We start from the raw sequence: 13,433 nt of genomic DNA, 5'->3' as shown, positions 1-13,433 counted from the left end.
GCCGAAGAACGACGCCAGTGCCGTCACCAGGAGGCTGGCTCCGTGGTCGCCCTTGCCTGTTCCCGAGATGCCTGCCGTGGGACGTGATGTGCCGACGCTCATGCCGCACGCTCCATGGCAAGCATGTAGCTGGAAATCTGCTCGGGGGTCGAGCGAGCGCGTTCGTCGACGATGTGTCCGTCGGCGAGGAACACGATGCGGTCGGCGTAACTGGCGGCGACCGGGTCGTGGGTGACCATCACGATCGACTGTCCGTATTCGGCGGCGGCCGCGGCGAGCAGTGCGAGAACCTCCCGCCCGGTGCGGGAATCGAGGTTGCCCGTCGGTTCGTCGGCGAAGATCAGGTGCGGACGTGAACCGAGTGCGCGGGCGATGGCCACGCGCTGCTGCTGGCCGCCCGAGAGCTGGTGTGGTCGGTGACCGGTTCGTTCTCCGAGCCCAAGCGTCGCGATCAACTGTTCGATCCAGGCCGATTCGACCTCTGTCGGTGCTCGACCGTCGAGCTCGAACGGAAGCATGATGTTGGCTCGAACATTTAGTGTGGGAACCAGATTGAACGATTGGAAGACGAAGCCGATCTGGCGCCGGCGTAGTTCGGTGAGGGCGTCGTCGCCGAGCGCGGTGATGTCGGAGTCGGCGACGAAGACCTGCCCCGAGGTGACCGAGTCGAGGCCTGCCATGACGTGCATGAGCGTCGACTTCCCGGAGCCCGACGGTCCCATGATGGCGGTGAACTCGCCGCGACGGATGTCGAGCGAGACGTCGTCGAGCGCGGTCACGATGTTGCTGGTGTCGCCGTAGCGCTTGCTGACCCGGTGTACGCGGGCAACCGAGGATTCCTTGGTGGTCATGGCAACGACGTTATGGCGTTGGGGCGGGACAAGAATCAGGCGCAGGTATCGGCCTCGTACATCCAGAGGATGACTTTTTAGGTCAGCCCGTGCTCGAAGGCGTACACCACGAGTTGTACTCGATCGCGCAGACCGAGCTTGGCAAAGATTCGGCTGATGTGCGTTTTTACCGTCGCCTCGCTGAGGTATTCCTGCGCGGCTATCTCGGCGTTGCTCAGGCCACGTGCTGCCAGTCGAAACAGCTGGAGTTCGCGGGCGGTGAGTGTGTCGAAGGCTGCGGGCGCCCGAGGTGTCGGCGGCTTCTCCATGAAATGCGCGAGGAGAGCAGTGGTGGCCGATGCCGCGATCACCGAGTTGCCCGCGTGGACGGTACGGATGGCCGCGAGGAGGAATTCGGGGTCCGCATCCTTGAGGACGAATCCGCTTGCGCCGGCCTTGATCGCCCGGGCGGCACTCTCGTCGAGGTCGAAGGTGGTGAGTACCAGGATGCGGGGCGGGTTGTCGGATGCTTCGACGATTTTCGTTGTCGCAGCGATCCCGTCGAGTACCGGCATCCTGATGTCCATCAACACGACGTCGGGCGACGCCTGTGCCACCAGGTCGATTCCGGCGCGGCCGTCACCTGCTTCGCCGACGAATTCGAGGTCGGGCTGCGAAGAGATGAGCATGCGGATTCCGGCGCGGAACAATTGCTGGTCGTCGACGAGCGCGACGCGAATGGTCACTCGGTGTCCCTTCGTGGTGGGGTGGGCGCAGTGGTGGTGGATTCGGGAATCCACACCCGGACCGTCCACAATCCATCGTCGACTCCGGCGGTGCACACCCCACCGGACAGCGCTGCGCGTTCCCGCATACCGACGACTCCGTGTCCGAGGTGACCGTCGGAGTGTTCCTGGGGTCGAAGGGCATTCTGCACCACGAGTGCGACGCCGCCAGCATCGTTGTCGAGTGTGACGGACACCGGCCGGTTCGTGTCACCGTGGCGAAGGGCGTTCGTGAGCGATTCTTGAGCGATGCGATACAGCGCCAATTGTGATGCGGCACCGATGTGGGCGGGGTGCTCGGCGAGGGAGGCGTCGATTCGCAATCCGGCGGCGCGCATTCGATCGATCAGACCGCTCAGGTCGGACAGGGTCGGCGTGGGGAGGTCGTTCTCGCTGTGGCGGAGCTGCCCGAGCAGAACGCGGACGTCACCGAGCGCGTCGCGTGCGGTCGCCGAGATGGTGGTGAGTGCTTCGTCGACCGCGTCGGGGTCGAGGGCGCGTACGTAGCGGGCGCCGTCGGCCTGTGCGATGACGACGGCGAGGGAGTGCGCGACGATATCGTGCATGTCTCGGGCAATCCTGTTGCGTTCCTGCTCGATAGCGATGTCGTTCTCGGCTCGTGCCTGACGCAGTTCGGCGAGTTCCTGCGAGTGCGTGGCCTCGATGGCACTGCGCCGGGCGTAGGCGAGCCGGCCCAGTGCCCACGACAGGCCCAATACCGCCCACAGTACGAACAGGAGTATCGACACCGATTGGGCGCCCCCGCCGGCGACGAAGGGGTCCTGGCTGACGAATGCGAGGTAGGGCGCGGCGATGACGCTGCCGACTATCGCGGATGCCAGCCCGACGCGTCTGACGGTGCGGCTGCCGTAGGCGGCGGAGCAGTACAGGACGGCGAAGACGGCGACATTCGCGGAGAGCACCAGGATCGACCCGGCCATCTGCACGATGGCGAGCAGCCATGCGAGGCCGAGCGACCACGTCGGTGATCGACGACGGATCGCGAGGGCCACGCCGAACCCGACGAGCACCGCGAGTCCGGGAGCGCCGGTGTCCTCGGCCGCCGTCGACGGCCACAGCAACAGAACGAAGACACATGCGTAGGCGATGTCCATCGTCTGCGATGTCGCCAGTCGCTTCCCGAACACTCGTTCAGACTACGAGGCGGCGCTGCCGTTCCGGCAGCACGGGACTAGCTGGTGCGACGGCGCGCCTTCTCCAGTGCAGCAAGAGTGGTGAGGACCGTGGTGCGTTGCTTCTCGAGGTCCTTCATACGCGCGCGTGCCGGGAGCCCCTGGACACCGTCGAGTGCGCTGATCTGCTCGTCGACCTCGGTGAGCTGAGCGAGCAGTTTCTGTACGCGGGACTGCAGTTCGATCATGTCGATGCCGGTGACGCCTGCCTGCGACTTCTTGCTCACAGGGGCCTTCGCGGGTGCCGAGGACGAACCCGATTCGGTTCGCGGGGCAGCAACTGCAGCAGCAGCCCTGGGGCGCAGCGCTTTGCGCACGGCAGCCGGATCGGGCAGCTTTTCGAGGCGGATGCGGTTGAGCACCTCGCGGGCGTCGCGAGCGGTGACGCGGTACTCACGCTCTTCCTCGTCGTCGGATGCGAGGGTCCCGCCCAGGGGCCGAAGGCCGTACATGCCGATGAAGTGCTTGGCCTCGTCGATGATGGCTTCTTGTTCGCGGCAGAGCCCGCAGCGGGGCTCGTTGCGATACGTCTCGATCGAGTCGGTGCTCCCGCACCAGACGCACCCACCCGGGGTCCAACGAGCGATTCGGACGGTAGAAGTTGCAGCCGGGCTATCCATAGTTTGCGCGTCGATCACGACGAGTCATCTTAGGTTACAACGCAACCCGCCCCGCACACCCCTCCCCGTCGAACTGCGCTTTTCGGTCACCGCAGTGACGAAGCTCATTTCAGCGAGGATGGGATGGCGGAGCGGGTGTGAAGAAACCGACCGGGATGGAACAGTACTTAGGCCGAACCGCGGGAGTGGAGCCTGCGGAACGACCAGATGTTGCTAGGCGGAGCCGTTGAACAGGCTTGTGACGGAGCCGTTTTCGAAGACCTCGCGGATGGTGCGGGCGAGCAGCGGGGCGATGGACAGCTCGGTGAGCGTGTCGAACCGCTTCTCTTCGGTGATCGGGAGGGTGTTTGTGACGACGACTTCCTTGGCGCCGCAGTTGGCGAGGCGTTCGGCTGCCGGGTTGCTCAGCACACCGTGGGTGGCGGCGATGACGACGTCGCCTGCGCCTGCTTCCTTGAGGACCTTGACGGCGCCCGCGATGGTGCCGCCGGTGTCGATCATGTCGTCGATGAGGATGCAGGTGCGGCCTTCGACGTCACCGACGACGCGGTTGGACTTGACCTGGTTGGGGACGAGCGGGTCGCGCGTCTTGTGGATGAACGCCAGCGGTGCGCCACCGAAGCTGTCGGCCCACTTCTCGGCGACGCGGACGCGGCCGGAGTCAGGGGAGACGACGGTGATGTGTTCGAGGCTGTACTTGCCGCGGATGTGCTCGGCCAGCTGGCTGTGCGCGTGCATGTGGTCGACGGGGCCGTCGAAGAAGCCCTGGATTTGGTCGGTGTGCAGGTCGACGGTGATGATGCGGTCGGCGCCTGCGGTCTTGAGCAGGTCGGCGACGAGGCGGGCCGAGATGGGCTCGCGTCCACGGTGCTTCTTGTCCTGGCGGGCGTAGGGGTAGAACGGCAGGATCGCGGTGATGCGCTTGGCCGATCCACGCTTGAGCGCGTCGATCATGATGAGCTGTTCCATGAGCCAGGTGTTGAGCGGGAACGGATGGCTCTGCAGCACGAAGGCGTCGGATCCGCGGACCGATTCTTCGAAGCGGACGAAGATCTCGCCGTTGGCGAAATCGCGTGCGGTCTGTGGGGTGACCTCGATTCCCAGCTCTTTCGCCACCTGCTTGGCGAGCTCGGGATGTGCTCGACCCGAGAAGAGCATGAGGTTCTTCTGGTTGTCGATCCAATTGGGGGTGGTCACTACTGTTCGCCGTCCTTTGAGTCGTGCGCGTGTGCCGTCTCGGCTGCCGTGGCTCGTGCCGCAGCTTCCGCTGCCGCCGTGCCCGGACGCTTTTTCTCTACCCAGCCTTCGATGTTGCGCTGGGAACCAGCGGAGACTGCGAGCGCCCCCGGTGGTACATCGTTGCGGAGCACGGTGCCTGCTCCGGTGTATGCGCCGTCGCCTACGCGGACCGGTGCGACGAACATGTTGTCCGATCCGGTGCGTACGTGCGATCCCACGATGGTGCGGCTCTTGCTGACGCCGTCGTAGTTGACGAAGACGCTGGAGGCTCCGATGTTGGAGTGCTCGCCGACCGTCGCGTCCCCCACGTAGGTGAGGTGCGGGACTTTCGAGTGGTTGCCGATGGTGGAGTTCTTGGTTTCGACGAAGGTGCCGACTTTGGCGCAGTCGCCGATCTCGGAGCCGGGCCGTAGATATGCGAAAGGCCCGACGGTGGCGCCGGGCCCGATGGTGGCTTTTTCTCCCTGAGTGCGCACGACGGACGCGCGCTCGCCGACGACGACGTCGCGCAGGGTGGCGTCGGGTCCGATGGTCGCGTCTTCGCCGATGTGCGTGTCGCCGAGAAGCTGGACGCCGGGTTCGATGCGCACGTCGACGCCGATCGTGACGTCGATGTCGATGAAGGTGGTCGACGGGTCGACGACGGTGACGCCGCCGCGCATGTGCTTTTCGACGATGTGGCGGTTGAGGACGCCGGTGACGTGCGCGAGTTGAACGCGGTCGTTGACGCCCATCACCAGGTCGGGGTCCGCGAGCTGGGTGCCGTAGACGTGCAGGCCGCTGTGCTTGCTGATCTTGACGACGTCGGTGAGGTAGAGCTCGTGCTGTGCGTTGGCGGTACTGAGTTTGCCGAGGGCCGTTCGCAGGGCAACGGCGTCGAATGCGTAAACGCCGGAGTTGACCTCCTTGATCAGCACTTGCTCGGGGGTGGCGTCGGCATGCTCGACGATTTCGGCAACCTCGCCGTCATCGGACCGGACGATTCGGCCGTACCCGTTCGCGTCGGCGGGCACGAAGGTGAGCACTGTCGCGGCGGCGGGTTCCGGGGCGCTCAGGTGCTCGTCGAGCAGCGCTTTCAGGGTGTGGCCGTCGAGCAGCGGGACGTCTGCGGCGGTGACGAGGACGGTGCCCTCGAAATCGTCGGGCAGGGCTGCGAGGCCGCACTGGACCGCGTGGCCCGTTCCGAGTTGCTGGTCCTGGACGGCCGTGGTGATGGTGCGGCCCAGCTCGCCGCCGAGTTCGGCGACGGCTTCGCTCACCCGTTCACGGTCGTGTCCGACGACGGTGACGAGGTGGTCGGGGCCGAGATCGGCAGCAGCATGAATGGCGTGGGCGAGCATCGTGCGTCCGGCCAGCGGGTGCAGAACTTTCGGAGTCTTCGACCGCATACGGGTGCCTGCACCAGCTGCGAGAACGACCACGGCAGTGTGCAACGGCAACGGAGCTCCTCGACGACGAACGCAAATTCTCATGAACGAATGGCAGATGTGTCTCGCTCCGCCGCCAGGCCTCGAACCTGAACTATCTGAACCAAAATCAGAGGTGCTGCCATTACACCACGGCGGATCATGGGCCAGCGGTTTCTTCGTTGCCGGTGGCCTGCACGAGTCAGGTTACGGCCGCGGGTCACCCGCCGAGCGCAACGAGTCTCGCATGAGATGTGGCCGTAGGTCGAACCGCTCCGGCGTTTCGCGTTCGTCGCGCCCCACTAGGCTCGGCTGCAATGCCCGGCGACGAGCGGGTTCTCTAGTGCACAGCGAATTCATGGGGAGGTCGAGCGTGAACCAACCCGAGCGGGCGCCACGCGTCCGGATGACGGGTACGCAGCGGCGCGAGCAGCTCATCGAGATCGGGCGCTCGCTGTTCGCCGAACGCGGGTACGAGGCGACGTCCGTCGAGGAGATCGCTGGTCGGGCCAACGTGTCCAAGCCCGTCGTCTACGAGCACTTCGGCGGCAAGGAAGGCCTCTACGCCGTCATCGTCGACCGCGAGATGTCGATGTTGCTGCACATGATCACCAGTTCGCTGTCGCAGAACCGCTCGCGGATTCGCGTCGAACGCGTGGCATTGGCGTTGTTGACCTATGTAGAGGAACGGACCGACGGGTTTCGAATTCTGGTTCGCGATTCGCCGGTGGCCGCGCCGGACGGCAAGTACTCGTCACTGCTCAACGAAGCGGTCGGCCAGGTCGGGCATATCCTCGCGGGCGACTTCACCAGACGCGGGTTCGACGCGGGCTTCGCGCCCCTCTACGCGCAGGCGCTCGTCGGAATGGTGTCGATGACGGCGCAGTGGTGGCTCGACGTGCGCGAACCGTCGAAAGAGGTGGTCGCGGCGCACGTGGTCAACCTCTGCTGGAATGGACTGACCAATCTGGAGGCTGCACCGCAATTGGGCGAGTAATGAGCCGTCGAATTGCCCACGTTTCGCGTAACGCGACAGTAAAGTCTCGTTTGCAGGTGTGAGAGGTGCATCACAGGGTATACGGATCGTAGAACGTACCGAACGCAAGTTGCGGCAGGCGTAAATACCACTCGGTGGTACCGTTCGTTCGTAATTTGCGCAGTGTCAGTCCAGTATGGCGAAGGCGGATCCAATGGTCAGACAAGCCCGCGCCGAGATCACTCGCGATACCGTGCTCTCGGGTGCCGCGAATGTTTTCCTGCGCCTCGGCTACGCGAATGCGAGCCTCAGTGAGATCATCTCTCAGTCACAGGTCACGAAAGGTGCTCTCTACTTCCACTTCGGGTCGAAGGAAGAGTTGGCCCGCGCGGTCATCGACGAGGGCAATGCACGACTGGTGACGGCATGCCAGCAGTTCAACGACGGTCGGATTCCGGCCCTCGAGGCGGCCATCGGCATTTCGTACATTGTCGTGGACATGTCGGTCAGCGACCCGATGGTCTCGGCCATGCTGCGGCTGTGCCATCAGATCGGTGACTATCGCGGCACCCAGGGCAACGTCATGGCTGCTTGGAGCGATTCTTTCGACGCGCTCGCCGCCAAGGCGATCAAGCAGGGCGACCTCGCTGCAGACGCAGACCCGAAGACCATCGGCTCTCTCGTCCTGGAGATTCTGACGGGTGTGCACATGGTCGCTGTCGCAACCGGCACCACCGACGAGCTTCCTTCGCGCATGGAGCGACTCTGGTACTACCTGCTTCCGTCGCTCGTCGCGCCGGGCAAGCTCGAGTACTTCCGAGAGTTCGCGGCCCGGCGCGTCATCCGCCACTGATCCTTTTCGCCCTCGTGCTACCTGGGGGTGCGCCCCGGCAACATGTCGGGAGCGCCCGATAAGATCGAGCGGGTCCGCCGGTTTCGCCTCTCGGGTAGGAGGACGAGCCGGTCAACGCCTCGTGCCGATTTCGCTCAGGAGCCTCACCGTTGTCTTCCGATCCCTCGCTCCACCTGTTGGGCCTTGCGCGTGTAGCACTGTCGGACTCCGCCCTGACCTCCATCTTCGAGTCCGTCGGAGCCGCCGAGCGCACAATCGTCGGGCCCAACTCCGCGCGCCCGTTCGTTGCTGCTGCCATCGCGCAGCGCGCTCAGGTTCTTGTCGTGACGGCCACCGGCCGCGAGGCCGACGACCTGACCACCGAACTGAAGCAGATCTACGGTGACTCCGTCGCGCAGTTCCCGTCGTGGGAGACGCTTCCGCACGAGCGGCTCTCGCCCAGCGCCGACACCGTCGGTCGTCGACTCGAAGTGTTGCGACGCCTCGCTCGCCCGGACGACGCAGACTACGGTCCGACACTTCAGGTCATCGTCACCACGGTTCGCTCGCTCGTGCAGCCCATGGCACCCGGGCTCGGCGAAATAGAACCCATCGGTCTGAAGGTCGGCGTCGAAATCGACTTCGACGGGCTGATCCACCGTCTCGTCGAGCTCGCGTACACGCGTGTCGACATGGTGGGAAAGCGTGGAGAGTTCGCCGTCCGCGGCGGCATCCTCGACATCTTCTCTCCGACCGCAGACCACCCGGTGCGCGTCGAATTCTGGGGCGACGAGGTCACCGAGCTGCGCGCCTTCTCCGTCGCCGACCAGCGCTCGTTGGCCGACGTGGACATCGACAAGGTCGTCGCGCCGCCCTGCCGTGAACTGATCCTGACGCAGGATGTGCGTGATCGTGCCGCTGTGCTCGCGGCCGACAACCAGGCCGATGCCGCCCTCGTGGAGATGCTGGACAAGTTGTCCGCGGGCATTCCGGTCGAGGGCATGGAGGCGTTGTTGCCGATGCTGCAGCCCGGCGAACTGCAGTTGCTCGCCGACATACTGCCCGACGGCGCTCATGTGTTGCTGTGTGACCCGGAGCGAATCCGTACGCGGGCAACCGATCTCGTCCGTACCGGCCAGGAATTCCTCGAAGCGTCGTGGACGGCTGCGTCGGTCGGCGGAGCTGCGCCGCTCGATACGTCCACGGTCAACACCGAAAGCCTGGGTGGCCTGAGTCTCGATCTGGGCGCGTCGGCGTATCGCTCGCTGCGTCAGATTCGCGAATCGGCCGAGGCCCACGGTCGGCCGTGGTGGACCATCAGCCCGCTCGCATCCGGTAGCGGTGACGAGGTCGAACTGGCCGTCGAGTCGATGCCCGAGGCGCGTGGCTCCGAAGAACTCCTGACGGGTGTGTTCGCCATGTTGCGAGCGCACGTGTCCACCGGGGGCCGCGCCGTCATCGCCGTCGCCGGCGCAGGTACCGCGACGCGCATCATGGAGCGCCTCGGTGAAGCGGATGTTCCTGCTGCGCATATCGAATCAGGTGCGGAGCCGTTACCGGACGTTGTCAGTGTGCTGTGCGGCACGTTGCACGAGGGCTTGATTCTGCCTGACGCCGGCCTCGTCGTGGTCACCGAGAGCGACCTCACCGGCAATCGCGTCGCCGCTGCAGAGGGCCGAAAGATGCCTGCCAAGAGGCGGAATCAGGTCGATCCGCTTGCCCTCGTTGCGGGCGACAGCGTCGTGCACGATCAGCACGGCATCGGACGATTCGTGGAGATGATCGAGCGCACGGTCGGCGGTGCCCGGCGCGAATACCTCGTCATCGAGTACGCGCCCAGCAAGCGCGGCCACCCGGGCGACCGGTTGTTCGTTCCGATGGATTCGCTCGACCAACTCTCGCGCTACGTCGGCGGCGAACTGCCCACTCTCAGCAAGCTGGGCGGCTCCGACTGGGCCAACACCAAACGCAAGGCGCGCAAGGCAGTTCGCGAGATCGCCGGCGAATTGGTGCAGCTGTATGCGGCACGGCAGGCAGCCCCTGGCCACGCCTTCGGGCCGGACACCCCCTGGCAGCGCGAGATGGAAGACGCGTTCGGCTTCACCGAGACGATGGACCAGATGACGGCCATCACCGAGGTGAAGGCAGACATGGAGAAGCCCGTTCCGATGGACCGCGTCATTCTCGGTGACGTCGGATACGGAAAGACCGAGATCGCTGTTCGTGCGGCGTTCAAGGCCGTGCAGGACGGAAAGCAGGTTGCCGTACTCGTGCCGACAACGCTTCTGGCGCAACAGCATCTGCAGACGTTCACCGCGCGCATGGCGTCGTTTCCCGTCACCGTGCGTGGGCTCTCCCGCTTCACGCATGGCTCGGAGTCCAAGGAAGTCATGGCTGGTCTCGCCGACGGCACGGTCGACATCGTCGTCGGTACGCACCGGTTGCTGCAGACCGGTGTTGCCTGGAAGGATCTCGGGCTCGTCATCGTCGACGAGGAGCAGCGCTTCGGCGTGGAGCACAAGGAGCACATCAAGTCGCTCAGGACGCACGTCGACGTGCTCACCATGTCGGCTACGCCTATTCCTCGTACGCTCGAAATGAGCCTCGCCGGCATTCGCGAGTTGTCCACCATCCTCACTCCGCCCGAGGAACGGCATCCGGTGCTCACCTATGTCGGTGCGTACAACGACAAGCAGGTGGCCGCGGCCATCCGACGCGAGTTGTTGCGTGACGGCCAGGTATTTTTCGTGCACAACCGCGTCAGCTCGATCGACAAGGCCGCGAAGCGGATTCGTGATCTCGTGCCCGAGGCGCGTGTCGCCACTGCTCACGGGCAGATGAACGAGGAGACGCTCGAGCGAACCGTGCAGGGTTTCTGGCAGCGGGAGACTGACGTCCTGGTATGCACCACCATCATCGAGACCGGCCTCGACATCTCCAACGCCAACACGTTGATCGTCGAGCGCAGCGATTCGCTGGGGCTTTCCCAGTTGCACCAGTTGCGTGGACGTGTCGGTCGTAGCCGCGAGAGGGGTTACGCGTACTTCCTTTACCCGACGGAGAAGCCGCTGACGGAAACCGCGTACGACCGACTCGCCACCATTTCGCAGAACTCAGACCTCGGCGCGGGTATGGCCGTCGCGATGAAGGACCTCGAGATTCGCGGTGCGGGTAACGTTCTCGGCGCCGAGCAGTCCGGGCACGTCGCGGGCGTCGGCTTCGATCTCTACGTCCGGCTCGTCGGTGAGGCCGTCGAGGCGTACCGGGCGGTGATGGACGGAAAGCCCATCACGACGGACGAGGCGCCCAAGGAGGTGCGTATCGATCTTCCTGTCGACGCGCACATCCCGCCGGATTACGTCACCAGTGATCGGCTGCGCTTGGAGGCGTATCGCAAGCTGGCGGCTGCGGCCGACGCCGACGGCATCAAGGCCGTCATCGACGAGATGATCGACCGCTACGGGCCGCTGCCCGAGGAAGTCGGACGCCTCGTGTCGGTGGCCAAGCTGCGGCTCATCGCCAAGGAATACGGGCTGACGGACGTCAATGTCGGTGGTACGCAGGTCAAGTTGGCGCCGATGGATCTGCCCGACTCCAAGCAGATCCGCCTCAAGCGGCTCTACCCCAGTGCTGCCTACCGCGCCACCACCGGTGTGGTGCAGCTGCCATTGCCGCGTGTCGAGGGCGGCGGCGTCGGTGCTGCTCGGGTACGCGACGTGGAGCTCGTCCAGTTCATCGCCGACCTGATTCTGTCGCTCGACGGTAAGCCGTCACGGTCGGTGTTGCTGGAGCAGACTGTGGGGGTGTGATGACGGTTGTACTGCTGGACCCTGTTCGGCCGACGATGGTGCCGGCCGAAGCCGTCGAATTCCTCAGCGGGGTAGTGGAGTTCACGGAAGAAGTGCCGGTGCGTACTCGGTGGCTGTTTTCCGGCGCCGCGCACGCCGACGGTTCGGCCGAGGTGCTCGTCAGTACCGACCCTGGTAATCCGGATGTGCTGGAACGGGTTCAGAACGGTGAGCGAGTCATCGCTTCCCCGAAGCTGCCCGGTGACGACTTGATTGCCGCCGTCGTACTCATGGATCGTTTGCGGGTCCGGGGTGGGTGGGAGGCGCAGCAGACGCATGCCTCGCTCAGTGGTTACCTCCTCGAGGAGACGTACGAGTTACTCGACGCCATTCACAGCGGCAATCTCGTCGATTTGAGGGAGGAGTTGGGCGACATTCTTCTGCAGGTGTTGTTCCATTCCCGCATTGCGCAGGACGCTTCCAAAAGTGCTTTCGATGTCGACGATGTGGCTGCCGGGTTGGTGACGAAGTTGATGCATCGGACGCCGCATTTGACGGACGGTTCGACGGGTCCGATCGACGTCGCGGCGCAGGAGAAGGCGTGGGAGGAGAAGAAGGCTGCGGAGAAGGCGCGCGGGTCGTGTCTGGACGGTATCGCGATGGCGCAGCCTGCTCTGGCTCTGACGCAGAAGGTGATCGCTCGGGCTACGAAAGCTGGGTTGCCCGAGGAGTTGATTCCCGACGAGTTGCGCACCGTTCACATCGGTGTCGATCACAGTCATGGCGGTGAAAGTGCGGAAGATCTGTTGCGCCGCAATGTCTTGACGTTTGCGAGTCGCATCAGGGAAGCGGAGAAGTCGGCGAAAGTGCAGGGCGCTGTGCCCGGGCAGTTGAGTGCCATCGACTGGATCGAAAACTGGGGCCGTAAGCGCTAGTTCGGGCCTGTCGCAGCTATCTCGGATGCGTTGACGCTTTCAGCGTCCTCGTAGTGGGTGAAGAATTTTTGGAATACCGCTTGCATTTCTTGTACAACGCGGATGTGGCCGTTCAGTACGTTGAACATGCTGTTCTCGCCACCGACCATCCTGCTGGCATACAAACGGGCCAGCTGCTTCCCCGATTCGAAATCGCCGTACCCCTCGACGGTGCTCAATCGGCTGGCGGTAGTCCTGTGCTTGGTCAGTTTCTCGAGGTACGCGCTGCAAGCCGCGTCGCACTCCCTGGCAACTGCGGGGTCGAGGGATAGAGAACCCGCCTCGGCAGCGGCAGCGAGCTCGGCCCATCGGGTGGTCGGATTCGCAATCGGATCAGTCATAAACGTACCCCGTCGTAGTCAGCATCATTTGGTGGGGAACGATCGGGAGATCGCTTCGGTGTGAGCTGTCACGACACCGCACATGTCTCCACGCGCACCCCCTGCCTCGAGCGTCTGTACCCCGAACATTGCGAGGCCTTGTGCTGTATCAAAGGCCACGTCGCAACTCTCCGACCGGTCGGTAACTCCGGAGTTGTACGACTCGGCTGGCCTTCCGCCGACCTCGATTTCAGAGAAGCCTGTATTGCGGGGATTCTCTCGGACGTCCTGGAGCGTGTAGACAGAGGAAAAATACACCGTGTAGGAGTACCAGGGATTGCCGGCCGGACCGTTCCACCCACAGATCGTCCAGCCAGGCGTGATGTAACCATCTGCAGCCATTGAGCTCTTCGACACCGGGTCCAGCCCCGCCGCCGCGATGACTTCGTCGGGGATGCTGCAGGGGTCAA

12 protein-coding genes and 1 tRNA gene are annotated in these 13,433 nt (G+C 64.5%); 4 read left to right on the top strand and 9 right to left on the bottom strand.

All coding sequences use genetic code 11. The features are described 5' to 3' along the window. Positions 1-98: 98 nt before the first annotated feature. The 7 genes from WBQ44_RS08700 to WBQ44_RS08670 all read right to left on the bottom strand — a co-directional run bounded on the left by WBQ44_RS08700 (position 99) and on the right by WBQ44_RS08670 (position 6,233). Positions 99-851: an ABC transporter ATP-binding protein gene (locus tag WBQ44_RS08700; RefSeq protein WP_495566307.1), complete on the bottom strand. Its 753-nt coding sequence runs from the start codon at positions 849-851 to the stop codon at positions 99-101. Positions 852-928: 77 nt separating this feature from the next. Then, positions 929-1,576, bottom strand: coding sequence for a response regulator (locus WBQ44_RS08695; protein ID WP_495566306.1), 648 nt, complete (start codon positions 1,574-1,576; stop codon positions 929-931). Continuing rightward, a complete protein-coding gene (locus tag WBQ44_RS08690) occupies positions 1,573-2,763 on the bottom strand; it encodes a sensor histidine kinase (protein ID WP_495566305.1) in 1,191 nt (396 codons plus the stop codon). The genes WBQ44_RS08695 and WBQ44_RS08690 overlap by 4 nt, the downstream gene beginning before the upstream one ends. Positions 2,764-2,807: 44 nt before the next feature. Further along, complete coding sequence (locus WBQ44_RS08685) at positions 2,808-3,446, bottom strand: hypothetical protein (protein WP_495566304.1); 639 nt, start codon at positions 3,444-3,446, stop codon at positions 2,808-2,810. Between the two features lie 195 nt (positions 3,447-3,641). After that, entirely contained in the window at positions 3,642-4,625 is a 984-nt protein-coding gene (locus WBQ44_RS08680) for a ribose-phosphate diphosphokinase (protein ID WP_495566303.1), read from the bottom strand. Further along, positions 4,625-6,106 (bottom strand): bifunctional UDP-N-acetylglucosamine diphosphorylase/glucosamine-1-phosphate N-acetyltransferase GlmU, encoded by a 1,482-nt coding sequence (glmU, locus tag WBQ44_RS08675; RefSeq protein ID WP_495566302.1) that lies wholly within the window; start codon positions 6,104-6,106, stop codon positions 4,625-4,627. The genes WBQ44_RS08680 and glmU overlap by 1 nt, the downstream gene beginning before the upstream one ends. Positions 6,107-6,162: 56 nt before the next feature. Further along, positions 6,163-6,233: transfer RNA gene (locus tag WBQ44_RS08670), tRNA-Gln, on the bottom strand. 246 nt (positions 6,234-6,479) lie between these two features. Here WBQ44_RS08670 and WBQ44_RS08665 point away from each other — a divergent pair. The 4 genes from WBQ44_RS08665 (at position 6,480) to WBQ44_RS08650 (ending at position 12,604) form a co-directional block, all read left to right on the top strand. Next, positions 6,480-7,070: a TetR/AcrR family transcriptional regulator gene (locus WBQ44_RS08665; RefSeq protein ID WP_495566308.1), complete on the top strand. Its 591-nt coding sequence runs from the start codon at positions 6,480-6,482 to the stop codon at positions 7,068-7,070. A 193-nt stretch (positions 7,071-7,263) separates the two neighbouring features. Continuing rightward, positions 7,264-7,902 carry a ScbR family autoregulator-binding transcription factor gene (locus WBQ44_RS08660; protein ID WP_495566301.1) on the top strand — a complete coding sequence of 213 codons (639 nt, stop codon included), beginning with the start codon at positions 7,264-7,266 and terminating at the stop codon, positions 7,900-7,902. Positions 7,903-8,051: 149 nt separating this feature from the next. Then, a complete protein-coding gene (mfd, locus tag WBQ44_RS08655) occupies positions 8,052-11,690 on the top strand; it encodes a transcription-repair coupling factor (protein WP_495566300.1) in 3,639 nt (1,212 codons plus the stop codon). Beyond that, positions 11,690-12,604 (top strand): nucleoside triphosphate pyrophosphohydrolase, encoded by a 915-nt coding sequence (locus WBQ44_RS08650; RefSeq protein WP_495566299.1) that lies wholly within the window; start codon positions 11,690-11,692, stop codon positions 12,602-12,604. The genes mfd and WBQ44_RS08650 overlap by 1 nt, the downstream gene beginning before the upstream one ends. On the opposite strand, the gene WBQ44_RS08645 is transcribed toward WBQ44_RS08650, so the two are convergent. Continuing rightward, complete coding sequence (locus WBQ44_RS08645; protein WP_495566298.1) at positions 12,601-12,984, bottom strand: hypothetical protein; 384 nt, start codon at positions 12,982-12,984, stop codon at positions 12,601-12,603. The two genes, WBQ44_RS08650 and WBQ44_RS08645, sit on opposite strands and share 4 nt — an antisense overlap. Before the next feature lie 24 nt (positions 12,985-13,008). Continuing rightward, positions 13,009-13,433: DUF3558 domain-containing protein (locus WBQ44_RS08640; RefSeq protein WP_495566297.1), on the bottom strand; the 425-nt coding region annotated here is incomplete at its 5' end.

It is taken from the genome of Rhodococcus sp. (in: high G+C Gram-positive bacteria), from assembly GCF_049591685.1.
GTDB lineage: Bacteria > Actinomycetota > Actinomycetes > Mycobacteriales > Mycobacteriaceae > Rhodococcoides.
The sequence above is the reverse complement of the archived record's forward strand: the minus strand, read 5'-3'. Positions and strand labels throughout refer to the sequence as shown.

Bases quoted from the DNA above. Each gene is read 5' to 3' on its own strand.
- WBQ44_RS08650 (WP_495566299.1), top strand. From the start codon at position 11,690: ATGACGGTTGTACTGCTGGACCCTGTTCGGCCGACGATGGTGCCGGCC.
- WBQ44_RS08700 (WP_495566307.1), bottom strand. From the start codon at position 851: ATGACCACCAAGGAATCCTCGGTTGCCCGCGTACACCGGGTCAGCAAG.
- WBQ44_RS08660 (WP_495566301.1), top strand. From the start codon at position 7,264: ATGGTCAGACAAGCCCGCGCCGAGATCACTCGCGATACCGTGCTCTCG.
- WBQ44_RS08665 (WP_495566308.1), top strand. From the start codon at position 6,480: ATGACGGGTACGCAGCGGCGCGAGCAGCTCATCGAGATCGGGCGCTCG.
- WBQ44_RS08645 (WP_495566298.1), bottom strand. From the start codon at position 12,984: ATGACTGATCCGATTGCGAATCCGACCACCCGATGGGCCGAGCTCGCT.